We start from the raw sequence: 16,121 nt of genomic DNA on the forward strand, positions 1-16,121 counted from the left end.
AAGAAGATGATCGCAGAATTTGAATCACGCATTCTGGCGTTAATTGATGACATGGTGGAACACGCCAGTGATGATGAGCTGTTCGCCAGCGGTTATCTGCGTGGTCACCTGACGCTGGCCGTTGCCGAGCTGGAAGCCGGGGACGATCACTCTGCCGAGGCCATTCATGATGAAGTGAGCCGCAGCCTGGAAAAAGCCATCCAGGCGGGCGAGCTTTCTCCGCGCGACCAGTCTCTGGTGCTGGGTATGTGGGACAACCTGTTCCAGCAGGCGAAAGCGAAGTAAGCGTTTCACCTCCCTCTCCCGGTGGGAGAGGGCACCCTATTTAACCTGCTTCCCCTTCAGCAATTTCCGCACCCACAAACGATTCGGATTCAGCCCTGCGAGCGTGGTGCTGTCCAGCGGAATGGGCTCATCGCTCATTTGCGCGGCTAACGCTTCCGCCAGCAGCGGTGCAGAACATAACCCGCGCGATCCCAGTCCGCCCAGCATAAACAGCTCCGGATGAACCGGTGAGACTACTGCCGTCTCCTTGTGTTCAGCCAGATCCTGATACGCCTCAAGCGTTGCCTCATAGTCCGGTACATTTCCCGCCATGGGCAGATGATCGCGGGTGGCGCAGCGTACGCCGCAGCGCGCTTCGCCCCCGCTGACGTCAACCTCTCTCGCCCACGCCGCGTCCGGGAAACAGTCAATCAGGCGCTGGCGGTTCTGCTGCTGATCTTCCTCGCGGTAATGCGTGTCTGTTTCACCGCGATGGTAACTGGCACCAATGCAATGATGAGCATTAGACGGATTTTGCGGCGTCAGGTAGCCGTCATAGCACAGCACCTGGCGCAGTTGGCTCAGTGCAGGCGCGGTCGGAATATGGCTCACCTGGCCGCCAACCGGATAAACGGGCAATGTCTCTGTCTGGACAAACTGACTGATGTGATGTCCGTTTGCCAGCACAACGCTGGCATGCGTGGCCTCTTTGCCATCGGCAAAGCGCAGGGTCCAGTGGGTTGTCCGGCTAAGCGATGCAACCTTATGAGCATAATGCACCGTCAGCCCGCGTGACTGTGCCAGGGTAATCGCCGCAGTGGTCAGTTCGGCAGGGCACAGCCAGCCGCCGAGCGGATACTTAATACCGCCACAGCCCGTCTCAACGCCGGTGGTGTCTGTCACCGTTTGCGCACTTACCGCGCGGGCAATCTCTTCCGGCAGGCCCAGCGACAGCATCTGCGCGATTTTTTGCTGGCTCTTTTCATCCCAGCCGAGCTGCGTCACGCCGCACCAGTCATGGTCGAATGCCACCGGAAGAGTGTCGTATACGCGACGGGCAAAGGTAAAGGCCGCGGGGAAAAACTGGAACAGTGCCGGGTCGTGCGCGCTTAAAAGCGGATAAAGGGCTCCCTGACGGTTGCCGGAGGCGCCGTTTGCCGGAGCCGGGTCAGCACAGTAGAGCGTCACCTGCCAGCCGCGGTGTAAAAGCGCGAGCGAAAGCAGGGCGCTGGCAATCCCTCCGCCGATTATCGCCACCTCACGGGAGGCGCTGGCGCGGCGTGCAAACCAGGGCGCCCGGGCGGGGATCGCCAGCGTCTGCTCCATCGTCCCGACCAGCATGTCGCGCTTGCGGCCAAACCCTTTGGTTTTTCGCATCGTAAAGCCTGCTTCCTGTAAGCCGCGGCGGACAAACCCCGCCGAGGTAAAGGTCGCGAGCGTTGCGCCAGGCCGCGCCAGACGCGCCATGGCGCTAAACAGATGCTGACTCCACATCTCCGGGTTTTTGGCTGGCGCAAACCCGTCAAGGAACCACGCGTCCACCTTCTGGTTCATCGAATCATCAAGCTTATCGGTCAGTTCGTTGATATCGCCGAGCCATAAGTCCAGCGTGACGCGTCCACCGTCCAGCAGCAGACGATGGCAACCGCCGATGGCGGGCGGCCACTGCGCCTGAAGCTGTTCAGCCCAAGGGGCAAGCTCCGGCCAGCGCTGGTGCGCCAGGTGCAGGTCGTGCGCGGTGAGTGGAAATTTTTCGAAACTGATGAAATGTAATCTTTGTAGCGTAGCCTCAGGATGGGCAGCGTGAAACTGGTCGAAAGCCTGCCAGAGGGTCAAAAAATTCAGCCCGGTACCGAACCCGCTCTCTGCGACGACAAACAGACTGCGCGGATGGGCGGGAAAGCGTGCGCTGAGCTGATTTCCGTCGAGGAAAACATAGCGGGTTTCTTCCAGTCCGTTATCATTAGAAAAATAGACGTCATCAAAATCTCGGGAAACAGGTGTACCCTCAGCGTTGAATTCGAGGTTGGCGGGTTGTATAGCGTTTTGTTTCACGTAAGTTACTCGTCTGACAGGCAGTGGCACGATCTTAACGATGTGAGTCCATCGGTGCAAATTTCCGCAGAAAATGTCTGATCGGACTTGTTCGGCGTACAAGTGTACGCTATTGTGCGACTCGAAACTTACTATAGTGCGACTTACAGAGGTATTGAATGAAACGTGCAGTGATTACTGGCCTGGGCATTGTTTCCAGCATCGGTAATAACCAGCAGGAAGTCCTGGCATCTCTGCGTGAAGGACGCTCCGGGATCACTTTCTCTGAAGAGTTTAAAGATTCAGGTATGCGTAGCCACGTATGGGGTAACGTCAAACTGGACACCACCGGTTTGATTGACCGTAAAGTGGTTCGTTTCATGAACGATGCCTCTATTTATGCTTATCTCTCCATGCAGGAAGCGATCAAAGATTCTGGCCTGAGCGAAGAGGTTTACCAGAACAACCCGCGCGTGGGTCTGATTGCCGGTTCCGGTGGTTCATCCAAAGCGCAGGTATTCGGTGCTGACGCCATGCGTAGCCCGCGTGGTCTGAAAGCAGTAGGTCCGTACGTGGTAACCAAAGCCATGGGTTCTGCGGTTTCCGCGTGCCTGGCAACCCCATTCAAAATTCACGGTGTGAACTACTCCATCAGCTCTGCATGTGCGACGTCCGCACACTGCATCGGTAATGCTGTTGAGCAGATCCAACTGGGTAAACAGGACATCGTATTTGCTGGCGGCGGTGAAGAGCTGGGCTGGGAAATGGCCTGTGAATTCGACGCGATGGGTGCCCTGTCTACCAAATACAATGAAACCCCGGCTAAAGCATCCCGTACCTATGATGCGCACCGTGACGGTTTTGTTATCGCAGGCGGCGGCGGTATGGTTGTGGTTGAAGAGCTGGAACACGCTCTGGCACGTGGCGCGCACATCTACGCTGAGATCGTGGGCTACGGTGCCACGTCTGACGGCGCTGACATGGTTGCTCCATCCGGCGAAGGCGCGGTGCGCTGCATGAAGATGGCGATGCACGGCGTTGATACCCCAATCGACTACCTGAACTCCCACGGGACTTCTACGCCGGTAGGCGATGTGAAAGAACTGGGTGCGATCCGTGAAGTCTTCGGTGACAACAGCCCGGCAATTTCCGCGACCAAAGCCATGACCGGTCACTCTCTGGGTGCAGCTGGCGTGCAGGAAGCAATCTACTCTCTGCTGATGCTGGAAAATGGCTTTATCGCGCCAAGCATCAACATCGAAGAGATGGACGAGCAGGCAGCGGGCCTGAACATCGTGACCGAAACCACCGAACGTGAGCTGACGACCGTGATGTCCAACAGCTTTGGTTTTGGCGGCACCAACGCCACGCTGGTCATGCGCAAGCTGAAAGCGTAAGCGTTTGAAGGTATAGTAGAAGGGAGCCGCGAGGCTCCCTTTTTTTATGCCTGAACACGGAGTTACGCATGAAGGCCGTTATCCCTGAGAAGAGTACCCCTTCCGGGAACCTTTCCCTTTTCCGTATCGCCTTTGCGGTATTTCTGACCTACATGACCGTTGGCCTGCCGCTGCCTGTTATCCCGCTGTTTGTTCACCAGGAGCTGGGCTACGGCAATACCCTGGTTGGCATCGCCGTGGGTATTCAGTTTTTAGCTACCGTATTAACCCGCGGCTACGCCGGGCGTCTGGCGGACCAGCACGGTGCCAAACGCACAGCGCTGCAGGGCATGTTTGCCTGCGGGCTGGCGGGCGCAGCGTGGCTGCTTGCCGCGCTTCTGCCGGTCGACGCGGCGTATAAATTTGCCCTGCTGGTGGTGGGACGTTTGATTCTCGGCTTTGGTGAAAGCCAGTTGCTGACCGGCACCCTGACCTGGGGAATGGGGCTGGTAGGCCCTGCGCGCTCGGGCAAGGTGATGTCCTGGAACGGTATGGCTATCTATGGCGCACTCGCGGCAGGTGCGCCGCTGGGGCTGTTGATCCACAGCCAGTTCGGTTTTGCCGCGCTGGCGGCCACCACCATGCTGTTACCGCTGCTGGCATGGGCATTTAACGGCTCGGTGCGCAAAGTACCTGCCCATAAAGGTGAGCGTCCTTCCCTGTGGAGCGTAATAGGTCAAATCTGGCAGCCGGGGCTGGGGCTGGCGCTACAGGGCGTGGGCTTCGCGGTGATTGGGACATTCGTTTCGCTGTACTTTATGAGCCGCGGCTGGGCGATGGCGGGCTTTACGCTAACCGCCTTTGGTGGCGCGTTTGTCCTGATGCGCGTGCTGTTCGGCTGGATGCCGGATCGCTTTGGTGGCGTGAAGGTGGCCGTGGCGTCGCTGGTGATTGAGACCCTCGGTTTGCTGCTGCTGTGGTATGCCCCTGTGGCCTCCGTTGCCCTTCTCGGAGCGGCACTGACCGGCTGCGGCTGTTCCCTGATCTTCCCGGCGCTGGGGGTTGAGGTGGTAAAACGCGTCGCGCCACAGGTGCGCGGTACGGCGCTGGGCGGTTATGCGGCGTTTCAGGACATCTCATACGGTGTCACCGGACCGCTGGCGGGGCTCCTGGCCACGTCGTTTGGCTATCCGTCCGTCTTCCTGGCAGGTGCGGTTTCAGCCGTTGTTGGGATCGTAGTGACGCTGGTGGCGTTTCGCAGGTCTTGAGCCGTTGTTGCCGGGTGGCGGCTTCGCCTTACCCGGCCTACCGTTCGGGTCGTTGTAGGCCCGGTAAGCGCAGCGCCACCGGGCAAAACATCAGGCAACCAGCCAGAAAATTGCCAGCGCAATCAGTAACGCAATAAACAGTAATCCCGGACGCGCAGAGAGGGTTCTGAAGGTCTCCACCACCGGCGCAAACAGCGGGCTATAGATCGGTTGAATATCCCTGACTTCCGGCACGCCGCCTTCTCGCTCGGCGCGGCGAATAAAGATCTGATTCAGCAAATCTTGCACCTGCGCGGTGGTCAGTACCGTTTGCGGCGTGGCCTGCCAGGTCTGCTGGGCGTAATCCCGAATCACCTCAAATTCATGCGGCTCCAGCGGCTGCTTCAGTGCCGCCTGTAGCGTATGCAGGGTAGGGGTACTTTGGGTGCTCAGCGTCTGGCGAGCCTGTAGCCAGGTGACCAGATGCGTAAACTGTTTGGCCGGGATCAGCTCGCCCGCCTTCACGCCGGAAAGCTCGAGCATCGACTGCCAGATAAGCTTTGTTGATTCGCCGGTGGCGGCGGCCAGCCTGGTCACCATCTGATTCAACGTATTGTGTTCAGCAGGCAGCAGCGGACGCTCGGTTGACGGACGCTGTTGCGGTTGCGGGATGGTCAGCTGATTGGTTTGCAGCAGTGTCAGCACGGTTTTCAACTGGTCTGGCGTTAGCTGGCTCAGGGCGGTCTGGCCAAACTGCTGGCGAATGAAATCACTGACTGCCTGACGGTTGTTGCCCTGGCCCAACAGCTCGGTCAGTTGCGCGACAATCTGGCGAGTGGTGTGATTTTGCTGTGCGGTGGTAATACGCTGATTCAGATTTTGCTCGGCCGCAGGGAAGTGGCGCGACTGCAACGGTGCATCGTTCCGGACGCCTAAATCATGCTTTACCCCGGCCCAGACTTCCGCATTTTGCTGTGAAGTGAGCGCGATCAGGCGCGTGATCAGGCGCTCCAGCACGGTGCGCTGTTGCGTGGAAAGCGGTTGTTCACCTGCAACGTTTGGCGTGACAGGGCCTTCACCCGGAGGGCGTGGTGGCGTACCTGAAATAGGCTGCATCGTCAAAAATCCTTAAAGTCAAAACTCAGCGTAAACCCGGCATGCATATATGCCTGGCGGCCAGATTATGGCACACTTGGCAGGTTTTCTTCCTCTCAAACAGGTACTCAGACGTGAAAATCCTCGTTGATGAAAATATGCCTTACGCCCGCGAGCTCTTTAGCCGCCTTGGTAATGTTAAGGCTGTCCCTGGTCGACCCATTCCGGTAAACGAGCTGGATGATGCCGATGCCCTGATGGTGCGCTCGGTGACCAAAGTAAATGAGGCGTTGCTCTCCGGCAAAGCGATTAAATTCGTCGGAACCGCAACGGCCGGGACGGATCATGTGGATGACAAGTGGCTTAAGCAGGCGGGGATCGGGTTTTCCGCCGCGCCTGGCTGTAACGCCATTGCGGTAGTGGAATACGTTTTCTCTTCTCTGCTGATGCTGGCAGAGCGCGACGGTTTTGCGCTGAAAGACCGCACCGTAGGCATTGTCGGGGTGGGCAACGTGGGAGGACGCCTGCAAAAACGCCTTGAGGCGTTAGGCATTCGCACCCTGCTGTGTGATCCGCCGCGTAAAGACAACGGTGATGAAGGCGACTTCCGCCCCCTGGATGAGCTGGTTGAAGCATGTGACGTCATCACCTTCCATACGCCCCTCTTCAAAGAGGGGGCCTATAAGACGCTCCATCTTGCTGACGAGGCGCTGATCCGTCGTCTGAAGGCTGGCACTATTCTGATAAATGCCTGTCGTGGCCCGGTCGTCGATAACGCCGCGTTGCTGAAATGTCTGGAAGAGGGGCAGGATCTCAGCGTGGTGCTGGACGTCTGGGAGCCGGAGCCCGATCTCAACGTTGCGCTGCTGAACAAGGTCGACGTTGCAACCGCGCATATAGCGGGTTACACGCTCGAAGGAAAGGCCCGTGGCACCACCCAGGTCTTTGAGGCCTATAGCGCCTTTATTGGCCATCCGCAGCAGGTGGCGCTGGACACTTTACTCCCCGCGCCTGAATTTGGCCGCATTACCCTGCATGGCCCGCTCGATCAGGCAACGCTGAAAAGGCTGGTGCATTTGGTGTATGATGTGCGCCGCGATGATGCGCTGCTGCGTAAAGTGGCGGGGATCCCGGGGGAGTTTGACAAGTTGCGCAAGAATTACGTTGAGCGCCGTGAATGGTCTTCTCTGTATGTCATGTGCGATGACGCGTCGGCGGCAGCGCTGCTGAATAAACTGGGTTTTAACGCCGTTCATCACCCGGCGCATTAATGTCTTCTTAACGCTCCCTGTTGGATACTCCGACAGGGACGCTTTTTTATTTCTGGAGTAAACCACCATGTCTGAAGGCTGGAACATAGCCATTTTAGGTGCCACGGGTGCCGTGGGTGAAGCCCTGCTCGAAACCCTTGCTGAGCGTCAGTTCCCGGTGGGTGATATCTATGCACTGGCGCGCACTGACAGCGCCGGTGAGCATCTGCGTTTTGGCGGCAAATCCGTCATGGTTCAGGATGCCGCCGAATTCGACTGGACGCAGGCGCAGCTGGCCTTTTTTGCGGCAGGTGCTGAAGCCACCGCGTCGTACATTGAAGACGCGACGAATTCTGGCTGTCTGGTGATCGATCTGAGCGGCCTGTTCTCGATGGAGCCGGATGTCCCGCTGGTGGTGCCGGACGTGAACCCGTTTGTCCTGGCCGACTACCGTAACCGCAATATCATTGCGGTTCCCAATAGCCTGACCAGCCAGCTGCTGACCGCTCTTAAACCTTTAATCGACGATGGCGGTCTGTCGCGTATCACCGTGACCAGCCTGCTTTCCGCTTCTGCGCAAGGCAAAAAGGCCGTCGACGCGCTGGCCGGACAGAGTGCGAAGCTCCTGAACGGCATCCCGATTGACGAAGACGATTTCTTCGGCCGTCAGCTGGCATTCAATATGCTGCCGCTGCTGCCGGATCGTGAAGGCTCCGTGCGTGAAGAGCGCCGTATCGTCGACGAAGCGCGCAAAATTCTGCAGGACGAGGGGCTGATGATCTCCGCAAATGTCGTGCAGTCGCCGGTCTTTTACGGTCATGCGCAGATGGTAGGTTTCGAAGCCCTGCGTCCGCTGGCCGCAGAAGAAGCGCGTGATGCGTTCGGCCGCGGTGAAGACATTGTGCTCTCCGAAGAGAGTGAATTCCCGACGCAGGTTGGCGATGCCACCGGCAGCGCACACCTCTCGGTGGGCTGCGTACGGAATGATTACGGTATGCCGGAGCAGGTTCAGTTCTGGTCCGTAGCCGATAACGTGCGCTTCGGCGGCGCGCTGATGGCGGTCAAAATCGCTGAAAAACTGGTGCAGGAGTATCTGTACTGATGTCAGACGTGGAACAAAAGCCGGTTCATAAAGTCGCCCTCGGTATCGAGTACGACGGCAGTAAATATTATGGCTGGCAGCGTCAAAATGAGGTGCGCAGTGTCCAGGAAAAACTGGAGAAAGCGCTCTCTCAGGTGGCGAACGAACCGATTAACGTCCTGTGTGCAGGACGCACTGACGCTGGTGTCCACGGAACGGGGCAGGTGGTTCACTTTGAAACCACCGCCGTGCGCAAGGACGCTGCCTGGACGTTGGGTGTAAATGCGAATTTACCTGGTGACATTGCGGTGCGCTGGGTGAAAGCTGTGCCGGATGATTTTCATGCGCGTTTCAGCGCCACCGCGCGCCGTTATCGCTATGTCATCTACAATCAGCGTCTTCGTCCGGCGGTGTTAAGCCAGGGCGTGACGCATTTTTATGAACCGCTGGATGCAGAACGTATGCATCGTGCGGCGCAGTGTCTGATTGGTGAAAATGACTTTACCTCGTTCCGTGCGGTGCAGTGTCAGTCCCGCACGCCGTGGCGTAACGTCATGCACATAAACGTCAGCCGTTTTGGCGCGTATGTGGTGGTGGATATCAAAGCCAATGCCTTTGTACATCATATGGTGCGGAATATTGTGGGCAGCCTGATGGAAGTGGGCGCCGGACACCAGCCGGAGAGCTGGATTGCAGAACTGCTGGCAGCGAAGGACAGAACGCTTGCGGCAGCAACGGCGAAAGCGGAAGGGCTGTATCTGGTCTCGGTGGACTATCCGGACCGGTTTGACCTGCCAAAACCGCCAATGGGCCCGCTGTTCCTGGCGGACTAAACAAAGGTGCAATTAAGGCTTAGACAATATGGACGTAATACGTTTTCTGATTGATTTCATTCTGCATATTGATGTTCACCTGGCGGAGCTGGTCGCGCAGTATGGCGTCTGGGTGTATGCCATTCTGTTCCTCATTCTGTTCTGTGAAACCGGTCTGGTAGTCACGCCGTTCCTGCCGGGGGATTCGCTGCTGTTCGTCGCGGGGGCGTTATCCGCGCTGCCCACCAACGATTTGAATGTGCACATAATGGTGGTGCTGATGGTGATCGCCGCAATTGTCGGTGACGCGGTCAACTACACCATTGGACGGGTCTTCGGTGAGCGCTTATTCAGCAATCCGGACTCAAAAATATTCCGTCGTAGCTATTTAGATAAAACCCATGCGTTTTATGAGCGCCACGGTGGAAAAACTATTATCCTTGCGCGTTTTGTGCCTATTGTGCGTACATTTGCGCCATTTGTGGCGGGAATGGGGCACATGTCCTATCGTCATTTTGCGGCATACAACGTCATTGGCGCGCTGCTGTGGGTGCTGCTCTTTACCTATGCAGGCTACCTGTTTGGCGATCTCCCTGTAGTTCAGGAAAACCTTAAGTTACTGATTGTAGCGATTATTGTGCTTTCTGTTTTACCGGGTGTTATCGAAATTATTCGTCACAAGCGCGCGGCAGCAAAGCAAGCGAAGTAAATGCACGCAGGCGGTTCGACCACTTTTTTATCCAAAGTTTCGGGCTGTTATGTTTTAATGTGCAACATTCATGGTCTGTTGGAGGCAAAAATGGCATTATTCGCCTCTTACAGCAAAACTGGCATACGACCAGGTTCAGGCAGAAAGGTTATCAATGAGCTGGATTGAACGAATTAAAAGCAACATTACCCCAACGCGTAAAGCGAGCATTCCTGAAGGGGTATGGACGAAGTGTGATAGCTGTGGTCAGGTTCTGTATCGCGCAGAACTGGAACGCAATCTTGAGGTGTGTCCGAAGTGTGACCACCACATGCGCATGACGGCGCGTAATCGCCTGCACAGCCTGCTGGACGAAGGTTCTCTGGTAGAACTGGGTAGCGAGCTTGAGCCAAAAGATGTGCTCAAGTTCCGTGATTCCAAAAAATATAAAGATCGTCTGGCCTCTGCACAGAAAGAGACCGGCGAGAAAGACGCGCTGGTCGTGATGAAAGGCACCCTGCACGAGATGCCGGTAGTGGCCGCCGCGTTTGAGTTCTCCTTCATGGGTGGCTCAATGGGTTCCGTGGTCGGTGCGCGCTTTGTGCGTGCTGTTGAGCAGGCGCTGGAAGACAACTGCCCGCTGATCTGCTTCTCCGCCTCTGGCGGTGCACGTATGCAGGAAGCGCTGATGTCCCTGATGCAGATGGCGAAAACCTCTGCTGCGCTGGCTAAAATGCAGGAGCGCGGTCTGCCGTACATCTCTGTACTGACCGACCCAACCATGGGTGGCGTCTCTGCAAGCTTTGCGATGCTGGGCGATCTGAACATCGCTGAGCCAAAAGCGCTGATCGGCTTTGCTGGTCCTCGCGTTATTGAGCAGACCGTACGTGAAAAACTGCCGCCGGGCTTCCAGCGCAGTGAGTTCCTTATTGAGAAAGGCGCGATTGACATGATCGTCCGCCGCCCGGAAATGCGCCTGAAACTGGCGAGCATCCTGGCGAAGCTGATGAATCTGCCGGCGCCGAACCCGGATGAGCCGCGCGAAGGCGTGGTAGTACCGGATCAGGAACCCGAGGCCTGATAACTGAAAAGGGCAGGGCCGGTTGGCGCTGCCCTTTTGCTTTATAAACTGTTAATGACAACCGGGCATCATGGAAAATAAAAGCATTCCCCAAGCCACGTCGCCCCTGGCCACGTGGCTTTCTTATCTGGAAAACCTGCACAGTAAAACCATCGATATGGGGCTTGAACGCGTAAGCCAGGTTGCTGCGCGTCTCGATGTGCTGAAACCTGCGCCGTTTGTTTTTACCGTCGCCGGAACCAACGGTAAAGGCACCACCTGCCGTACGCTGGAAGCTGTCCTGATTGCTGCCGGTTACAAGGTTGGTGTCTATAGCTCTCCGCACCTGGTACGTTATACCGAGCGGGTTCGCGTACAAAACAGCGAACTGCCAGAGTCTGCGCATACGGCGTCGTTCGCAGAAATTGAAGCGGCGCGCGGTGAGATTTCATTAACCTATTTCGAATACGGCACTCTGTCGGCGCTGTGGCTGTTTAAACAGGCGCAGTTGGACGTGGTGATTCTGGAAGTGGGCCTCGGCGGGCGTCTGGATGCCACCAATATGGTGGATGCCGATGTGGCGGTGGTCACCAGTATTGCCCTGGATCATACCGACTGGCTGGGCCCCGATCGCGAAAGTATTGGCCGTGAGAAGGCCGGTATTTTCCGCACGAATAAGCCTGCGGTGGTTGGCGAGCCGGATATGCCGTACACCATTTCCGACGTGGCAAAAGAGAAGGGCGCTCACCTGCTGCGCCGGGGTGTGGACTGGCAGTATGAGGTTCAAAACAACGGCTGGCGCTATCGCGATGCGCAGGGAACGCTGGAGAATCTGCCCCTGCCGCAGGTACCGCAACCTAATGCCGCCACCGCCCTGGCGGCACTGCGCGCCAGCGGGCTGGCGGTGAGCGAACAGGCCATCCGCGACGGTATTCAGAACGCGATTCTGCCCGGGCGTTTTCAGATTGTCAGCGACGCTCCGCGGCTGATACTGGATGTCGCACATAACCCGCATGCTGCGGCGTATCTCGCCGCGCGTCTCAAATCGTTACCAAAAACCGGGCGCGTGCTGGCGGTTATCGGTATGCTTCATGATAAAGATATCGGCGGTACGCTGGCCTGCATGGAGAGTGTGGTCGATAGCTGGTATTGTGCTCCTCTGGAGGGGCCGCGCGGTGCGACGGCTGAGCAGTTGCTGGAACATCTCGGCAAAGGCGCAATCTACAATAGCGTGGCTCAGGCCTGGCAAGCCGCGATGGCGGATGCTAAACCAGAAGATACCGTGCTGGTGTGTGGTTCGTTCCACACGGTGGCACATGTCATGGAAGTGATGGACGCGGGGAGAACCGGTGGCGAGTAAGTTTCAGAACCGTTTAACAGGAACCATTGTGCTGGTCGCGCTCGGGGTGATTATCCTCCCGGGTCTGCTCGACGGGCAGAAAAAGCATTACCAGGATGAATTTGCAGCCATTCCGCTGGTGCCGAAGCCGGGCGATCGCGACGAACCGGATATGCTGCCTGCGGCGACCCAGGCGCTGCCTGCTCAGCCGCCGGAAGGGGCGGCTGAAGAAGTGCGTGCCGGGGATGCGGCCGCGCCGTCCCTCGATCCGTCTCGTCTGGCGGCGAATAACAACATCGAAATCGATCCGGTGCCGGTAGAGCAGCCGAAACCGGTTGAAAAACCGAAGCCGGTGGAAAAAACACAGCCGAAACCGCAGCGGGATAAAGCAGCAGAACAGCTGGCCGCGGCTTCAGAGACGCCGCCTGCGGCAAAACCGGCCCAGCAAGAGGCTGCACCGACGGGTAAAGCCTACGTTGTGCAGTTGGGTGCGCTGAAAAATGCCGATAAGGTCAATGAGGTAGTGGGTAAGCTGCGCAGTGCGGGTTATCGCGTTTACACTTCACCTTCCACGCCGGTGCAGGGTAAAATCACCCGTATCCTTGTGGGGCCAGAAGCGTCTAAGGATAAGCTCAAAGGCTCGCTCGGTGAGCTGAAGCAGATCTCTGGCCTGAGCGGTGTGGTGATGAACTACAGCGCCAATTGATAAGGTTCCCCTCACCCTAACCCTCTCCCCAAAGGGGCGAGGGGATGGTTTGCTCCCTCTCCCTTGAGGGAGAGGGCTGGGGTGAGGGTGGGAAAGCAGACGTCCACAGAGACGTCAAGCGGAGGGGGCGTTGAACATTTTTTCAGCGCCTTTTTTATTTACGCGCGGGAAGGAAATCCCTACGCAAACGTTTTCTTTTTCTGTTAGAATTCGCCCCGAACTGGATGACAGGGCGTTAAATCGTGGGACACATATGGTCTGGATTGATTACGCCATCATTGCGGTGATTGGTTTTTCCTGTCTGGTTAGCCTGATCCGTGGCTTTGTTCGTGAAGCGTTATCGCTGGTGACTTGGGGTTGTGCTTTCTTTGTTGCCAGTCATTACTACACTTACCTGTCTGTCTGGTTCACGGGCTTTGAAGATGAACTGGTCCGAAATGGAATCGCCATCGCGGTGCTGTTTATCGCGACGCTGATTGTCGGCGCTATCGTAAATTACGTGATAGGTCAGCTGGTCGAGAAAACCGGTCTGTCAGGAACGGACAGGGTGCTCGGGATCTGTTTCGGGGCATTACGAGGCGTGCTGATTGTGGCCGCGATACTGTTCTTCCTGGATACCTTTACCGGGTTCTCCAAAAGCGAAGACTGGCAGAAATCGCAGCTCATTCCAGAGTTCAGCTTCATCATCAGGTGGTTCTTTGACTATCTGCAAAGCTCGTCGAGTTTCTTGCCCAGAGCGTAACCCGCTCTGAGATGTGGCTTAACGAGGAAAAGACGAATGTGCGGTATTGTCGGTATCGCCGGTTTCATGCCGGTAAACCAGTCGATTTATGACGCGTTAACGGTGCTTCAGCACCGTGGGCAGGATGCTGCGGGTATCATCACCATTGATGCAAACAACTGCTTCCGTTTACGTAAGGCGAATGGCCTGGTAAACGATGTGTTTGAAGCCCGCCATATGCAGCGTCTGCAAGGTAATATGGGGATCGGTCACGTTCGTTATCCTACTGCTGGCAGTTCCAGCGCCTCTGAGGCACAGCCTTTCTACGTCAACTCACCGTATGGCATCACGCTTGCTCACAACGGCAACCTGACCAACGCGCATGAGCTGCGTAAAAAGCTGTTTGAAGAGAAACGTCGCCACATTAACACCACCTCTGATTCAGAAATCCTGCTCAACGTGTTCGCGAGCGAGCTGGATAACTTCCGCCACTATCCGCTGGAAGCAGACAATATCTTTGCCGCCGTTGCTGCGACAAACCGCCAGATCCGCGGTGCCTACGCCTGCGTGGCGATGATTATCGGTCACGGAATGGTCGCCTTCCGCGATCCAAACGGTATCCGCCCGCTGGTGCTTGGTAAGCGTGACCTGGGTGATGGCCGTACCGAATATATGGTTGCCTCTGAAAGCGTGGCGCTGGACACCCTGGGCTTCGAATTCCTGCGTGATGTAGCCCCTGGCGAAGCGGTCTATATCACTGAGAAGGGCCAGCTGTTTACCCGCCAGTGTGCAGACAACCCGGTCAGCAACCCGTGCCTGTTCGAATACGTGTATTTCGCCCGTCCGGACTCGTTTATCGATAAGATCTCCGTCTACAGCGCCCGCGTGAACATGGGAACCAAGCTGGGTGAGAAGATTGCCCGCGAGTGGGACGATCTGGACATCGACGTGGTCATTCCTATCCCGGAAACGTCCTGTGATATCGCGCTGGAAATTGCTCGCATTCTGGATAAGCCATACCGTCAGGGTTTCGTGAAGAACCGCTACGTTGGCCGTACCTTTATCATGCCGGGTCAGCAGCTGCGCCGTAAGTCCGTGCGTCGTAAACTGAACGCTAACCGCGCTGAGTTCCGCGACAAGAACGTGCTGCTGGTGGATGACTCCATTGTACGTGGCACCACCTCAGAGCAGATTATCGAGATGGCGCGTGAAGCCGGTGCGAAGAAAGTATATCTGGCTTCTGCGGCGCCAGAGATTCGCTTCCCGAACGTGTATGGCATTGATATGCCTACCGCGAACGAGCTGATTGCCCACGGCCGTGAAGTGGACGAGATTCGCCAGATCATCGGTGCCGATGGCCTGATTTTCCAGGATCTGAACGATCTTATCGACGCGGTGCGCGCCGAGAATCCGGATATTCAGCAGTTTGAATGTTCCGTGTTTAACGGGGTTTACGTCACCAAAGATGTTGATCAGCAGTATCTGGACTATCTCGATTCGCTGCGCAACGACGATGCGAAAGCCGTCCAGTTGCAAAACGATCTCGAAAGCTTAGAGATGCACAACGAAGGTTAATTGTGCAGGCAAGTGAGGGCCTTCGCCCTCACTTGCAACTCCCCGCAAAATCCTGCACAGTCTGCCCTGAAATCAGTAAGGGCGAAAATCATGAAACGACTCATTGTTGGGCTTAGCGGCGCCAGTGGCGCGATCTACGGCGTGCGTCTGCTGCAGGTGCTGCGTGACGTGGCGGAAGTCGAAACCCATCTGGTGATGAGCCAGGCGGCGCGTCAGACCCTCTCCCTCGAAACCGATCTCTCCCTGCGCGATGTCCAGGCGCTGGCGGATGTGGTACACGATGCCCGCGATATCGCTGCCAGCATCTCCTCCGGCTCGTTTAAAACCGCGGGCATGGTGATATTGCCCTGTTCAATAAAGACCCTCTCCGGCATCGTTAACAGCTATACCGACACGCTGGTGACGCGTGCGGCGGACGTGGTGCTGAAGGAGCGTCGTCCTCTGGTGCTTTGCGTGCGCGAAACGCCGCTGCATCTGGGGCATCTGCGTTTAATGACCCAGGCCGCTGAACTGGGCGCGGTGATCATGCCGCCGGTGCCGGCGTTTTATCATCGTCCGGCCTCGCTCGATGACGTGATTAATCAGACAGTGAACCGCGTGCTGGATCAGTTTGATATCGACCTGCCCGAAGACCTTTTCACCCGCTGGCAGGGCGCCTGATTCTGTGCACAAACAGCGTGCATGAACAGAGACGATGCCCTGTTTCAGGGCAAAATTGCAACGGCGATCATATCCTCGACATTTAATTCGTTTTTTCCCTTTTTCTCTTTCCGGTTCGTTCGGCAGACCTGCTATCTTTCACCATTAAGGCAATATCGCAACGTTTTATTAACATATTTAACGTCGAAGTTTTGACCCGACGGCAATGTGGCA

The 16,121-nt window shown here is 56.8% G+C and carries 15 protein-coding genes; 13 read left to right on the top strand and 2 right to left on the bottom strand.

Features of this window, described 5'->3' with window-relative positions; translation table 11 throughout:
* The first annotated feature begins 6 nt into the window (after window positions 1–6).
* Window positions 7–285, top strand: coding sequence for a YfcL family protein (locus tag AC2FAK_RS09185; RefSeq protein ID WP_013098147.1), 279 nt, complete (start codon window positions 7–9; stop codon window positions 283–285).
* A gap of 36 nt (window positions 286–321) precedes the next feature.
* On the opposite strand, the gene mnmC is transcribed toward AC2FAK_RS09185, so the two are convergent.
* Entirely contained in the window at window positions 322–2,319 is a 1,998-nt protein-coding gene (gene mnmC, locus AC2FAK_RS09190) for a bifunctional tRNA (5-methylaminomethyl-2-thiouridine)(34)-methyltransferase MnmC2/FAD-dependent 5-carboxymethylaminomethyl-2-thiouridine(34) oxidoreductase MnmC1 (protein ID WP_095455045.1), read from the bottom strand.
* A 158-nt stretch (window positions 2,320–2,477) separates the two neighbouring features.
* On the opposite strand from mnmC, the gene fabB reads away from it, so the two are divergent.
* Together fabB and AC2FAK_RS09200 are read left to right on the top strand one after the other, a co-directional pair.
* Window positions 2,478–3,695 (top strand): beta-ketoacyl-ACP synthase I, encoded by a 1,218-nt coding sequence (gene fabB / locus AC2FAK_RS09195; RefSeq protein ID WP_013098145.1) that lies wholly within the window; start codon window positions 2,478–2,480, stop codon window positions 3,693–3,695.
* A 68-nt stretch (window positions 3,696–3,763) separates the two neighbouring features.
* The gene (locus AC2FAK_RS09200; RefSeq protein WP_095455044.1) at window positions 3,764–4,942 is read left to right on the top strand and encodes an MFS transporter; all 1,179 of its coding nucleotides are present in this window, start codon (window positions 3,764–3,766) and stop codon (window positions 4,940–4,942) included.
* Between the two features lie 90 nt (window positions 4,943–5,032).
* On the opposite strand, the gene flk is transcribed toward AC2FAK_RS09200, so the two are convergent.
* Complete coding sequence (flk, locus tag AC2FAK_RS09205) at window positions 5,033–6,037, bottom strand: flagella biosynthesis regulator Flk (protein WP_029881743.1); 1,005 nt, start codon at window positions 6,035–6,037, stop codon at window positions 5,033–5,035.
* Between the two features lie 113 nt (window positions 6,038–6,150).
* On the opposite strand from flk, the gene pdxB reads away from it, so the two are divergent.
* From pdxB to AC2FAK_RS09255, 10 genes are all read left to right on the top strand, one after another.
* Window positions 6,151–7,287 (top strand): 4-phosphoerythronate dehydrogenase PdxB, encoded by a 1,137-nt coding sequence (gene pdxB, locus AC2FAK_RS09210; protein WP_095455043.1) that lies wholly within the window; start codon window positions 6,151–6,153, stop codon window positions 7,285–7,287.
* Window positions 7,288–7,354: 67 nt separating this feature from the next.
* Window positions 7,355–8,368, top strand: coding sequence for an aspartate-semialdehyde dehydrogenase (locus AC2FAK_RS09215; RefSeq protein WP_013098141.1), 1,014 nt, complete (start codon window positions 7,355–7,357; stop codon window positions 8,366–8,368).
* Window positions 8,368–9,180, top strand: a complete 813-nt coding sequence (gene truA, locus AC2FAK_RS09220; RefSeq protein ID WP_013098140.1) for a tRNA pseudouridine(38-40) synthase TruA — start codon at window positions 8,368–8,370, stop codon at window positions 9,178–9,180. The genes AC2FAK_RS09215 and truA overlap by 1 nt, the downstream gene beginning before the upstream one ends.
* Before the next feature lie 28 nt (window positions 9,181–9,208).
* Complete coding sequence (locus AC2FAK_RS09225; protein WP_095455042.1) at window positions 9,209–9,868, top strand: DedA family protein; 660 nt, start codon at window positions 9,209–9,211, stop codon at window positions 9,866–9,868.
* A gap of 154 nt (window positions 9,869–10,022) precedes the next feature.
* Complete coding sequence (gene accD, locus AC2FAK_RS09230; RefSeq protein ID WP_013098138.1) at window positions 10,023–10,928, top strand: acetyl-CoA carboxylase, carboxyltransferase subunit beta; 906 nt, start codon at window positions 10,023–10,025, stop codon at window positions 10,926–10,928.
* Window positions 10,929–10,998: 70 nt separating this feature from the next.
* A complete protein-coding gene (gene folC / locus AC2FAK_RS09235) occupies window positions 10,999–12,267 on the top strand; it encodes a bifunctional tetrahydrofolate synthase/dihydrofolate synthase (RefSeq protein WP_095455041.1) in 1,269 nt (422 codons plus the stop codon).
* Window positions 12,257–12,952 carry a cell division protein DedD gene (gene dedD, locus AC2FAK_RS09240; protein ID WP_014832787.1) on the top strand — a complete coding sequence of 232 codons (696 nt, stop codon included), beginning with the start codon at window positions 12,257–12,259 and terminating at the stop codon, window positions 12,950–12,952. The genes folC and dedD overlap by 11 nt, the downstream gene beginning before the upstream one ends.
* 253 nt (window positions 12,953–13,205) lie before the next feature.
* Window positions 13,206–13,694 carry a colicin V production protein gene (gene cvpA, locus AC2FAK_RS09245; RefSeq protein ID WP_000262116.1) on the top strand — a complete coding sequence of 163 codons (489 nt, stop codon included), beginning with the start codon at window positions 13,206–13,208 and terminating at the stop codon, window positions 13,692–13,694.
* A gap of 36 nt (window positions 13,695–13,730) precedes the next feature.
* Window positions 13,731–15,248, top strand: a complete 1,518-nt coding sequence (purF, locus tag AC2FAK_RS09250; protein WP_014832786.1) for an amidophosphoribosyltransferase — start codon at window positions 13,731–13,733, stop codon at window positions 15,246–15,248.
* Between the two features lie 90 nt (window positions 15,249–15,338).
* Window positions 15,339–15,908: a UbiX family flavin prenyltransferase gene (locus AC2FAK_RS09255; protein WP_020690624.1), complete on the top strand. Its 570-nt coding sequence runs from the start codon at window positions 15,339–15,341 to the stop codon at window positions 15,906–15,908.
* Window positions 15,909–16,121 lie beyond the last annotated feature (213 nt).

Source organism: Enterobacter cloacae complex sp. 394F7, assembly GCF_057320385.1.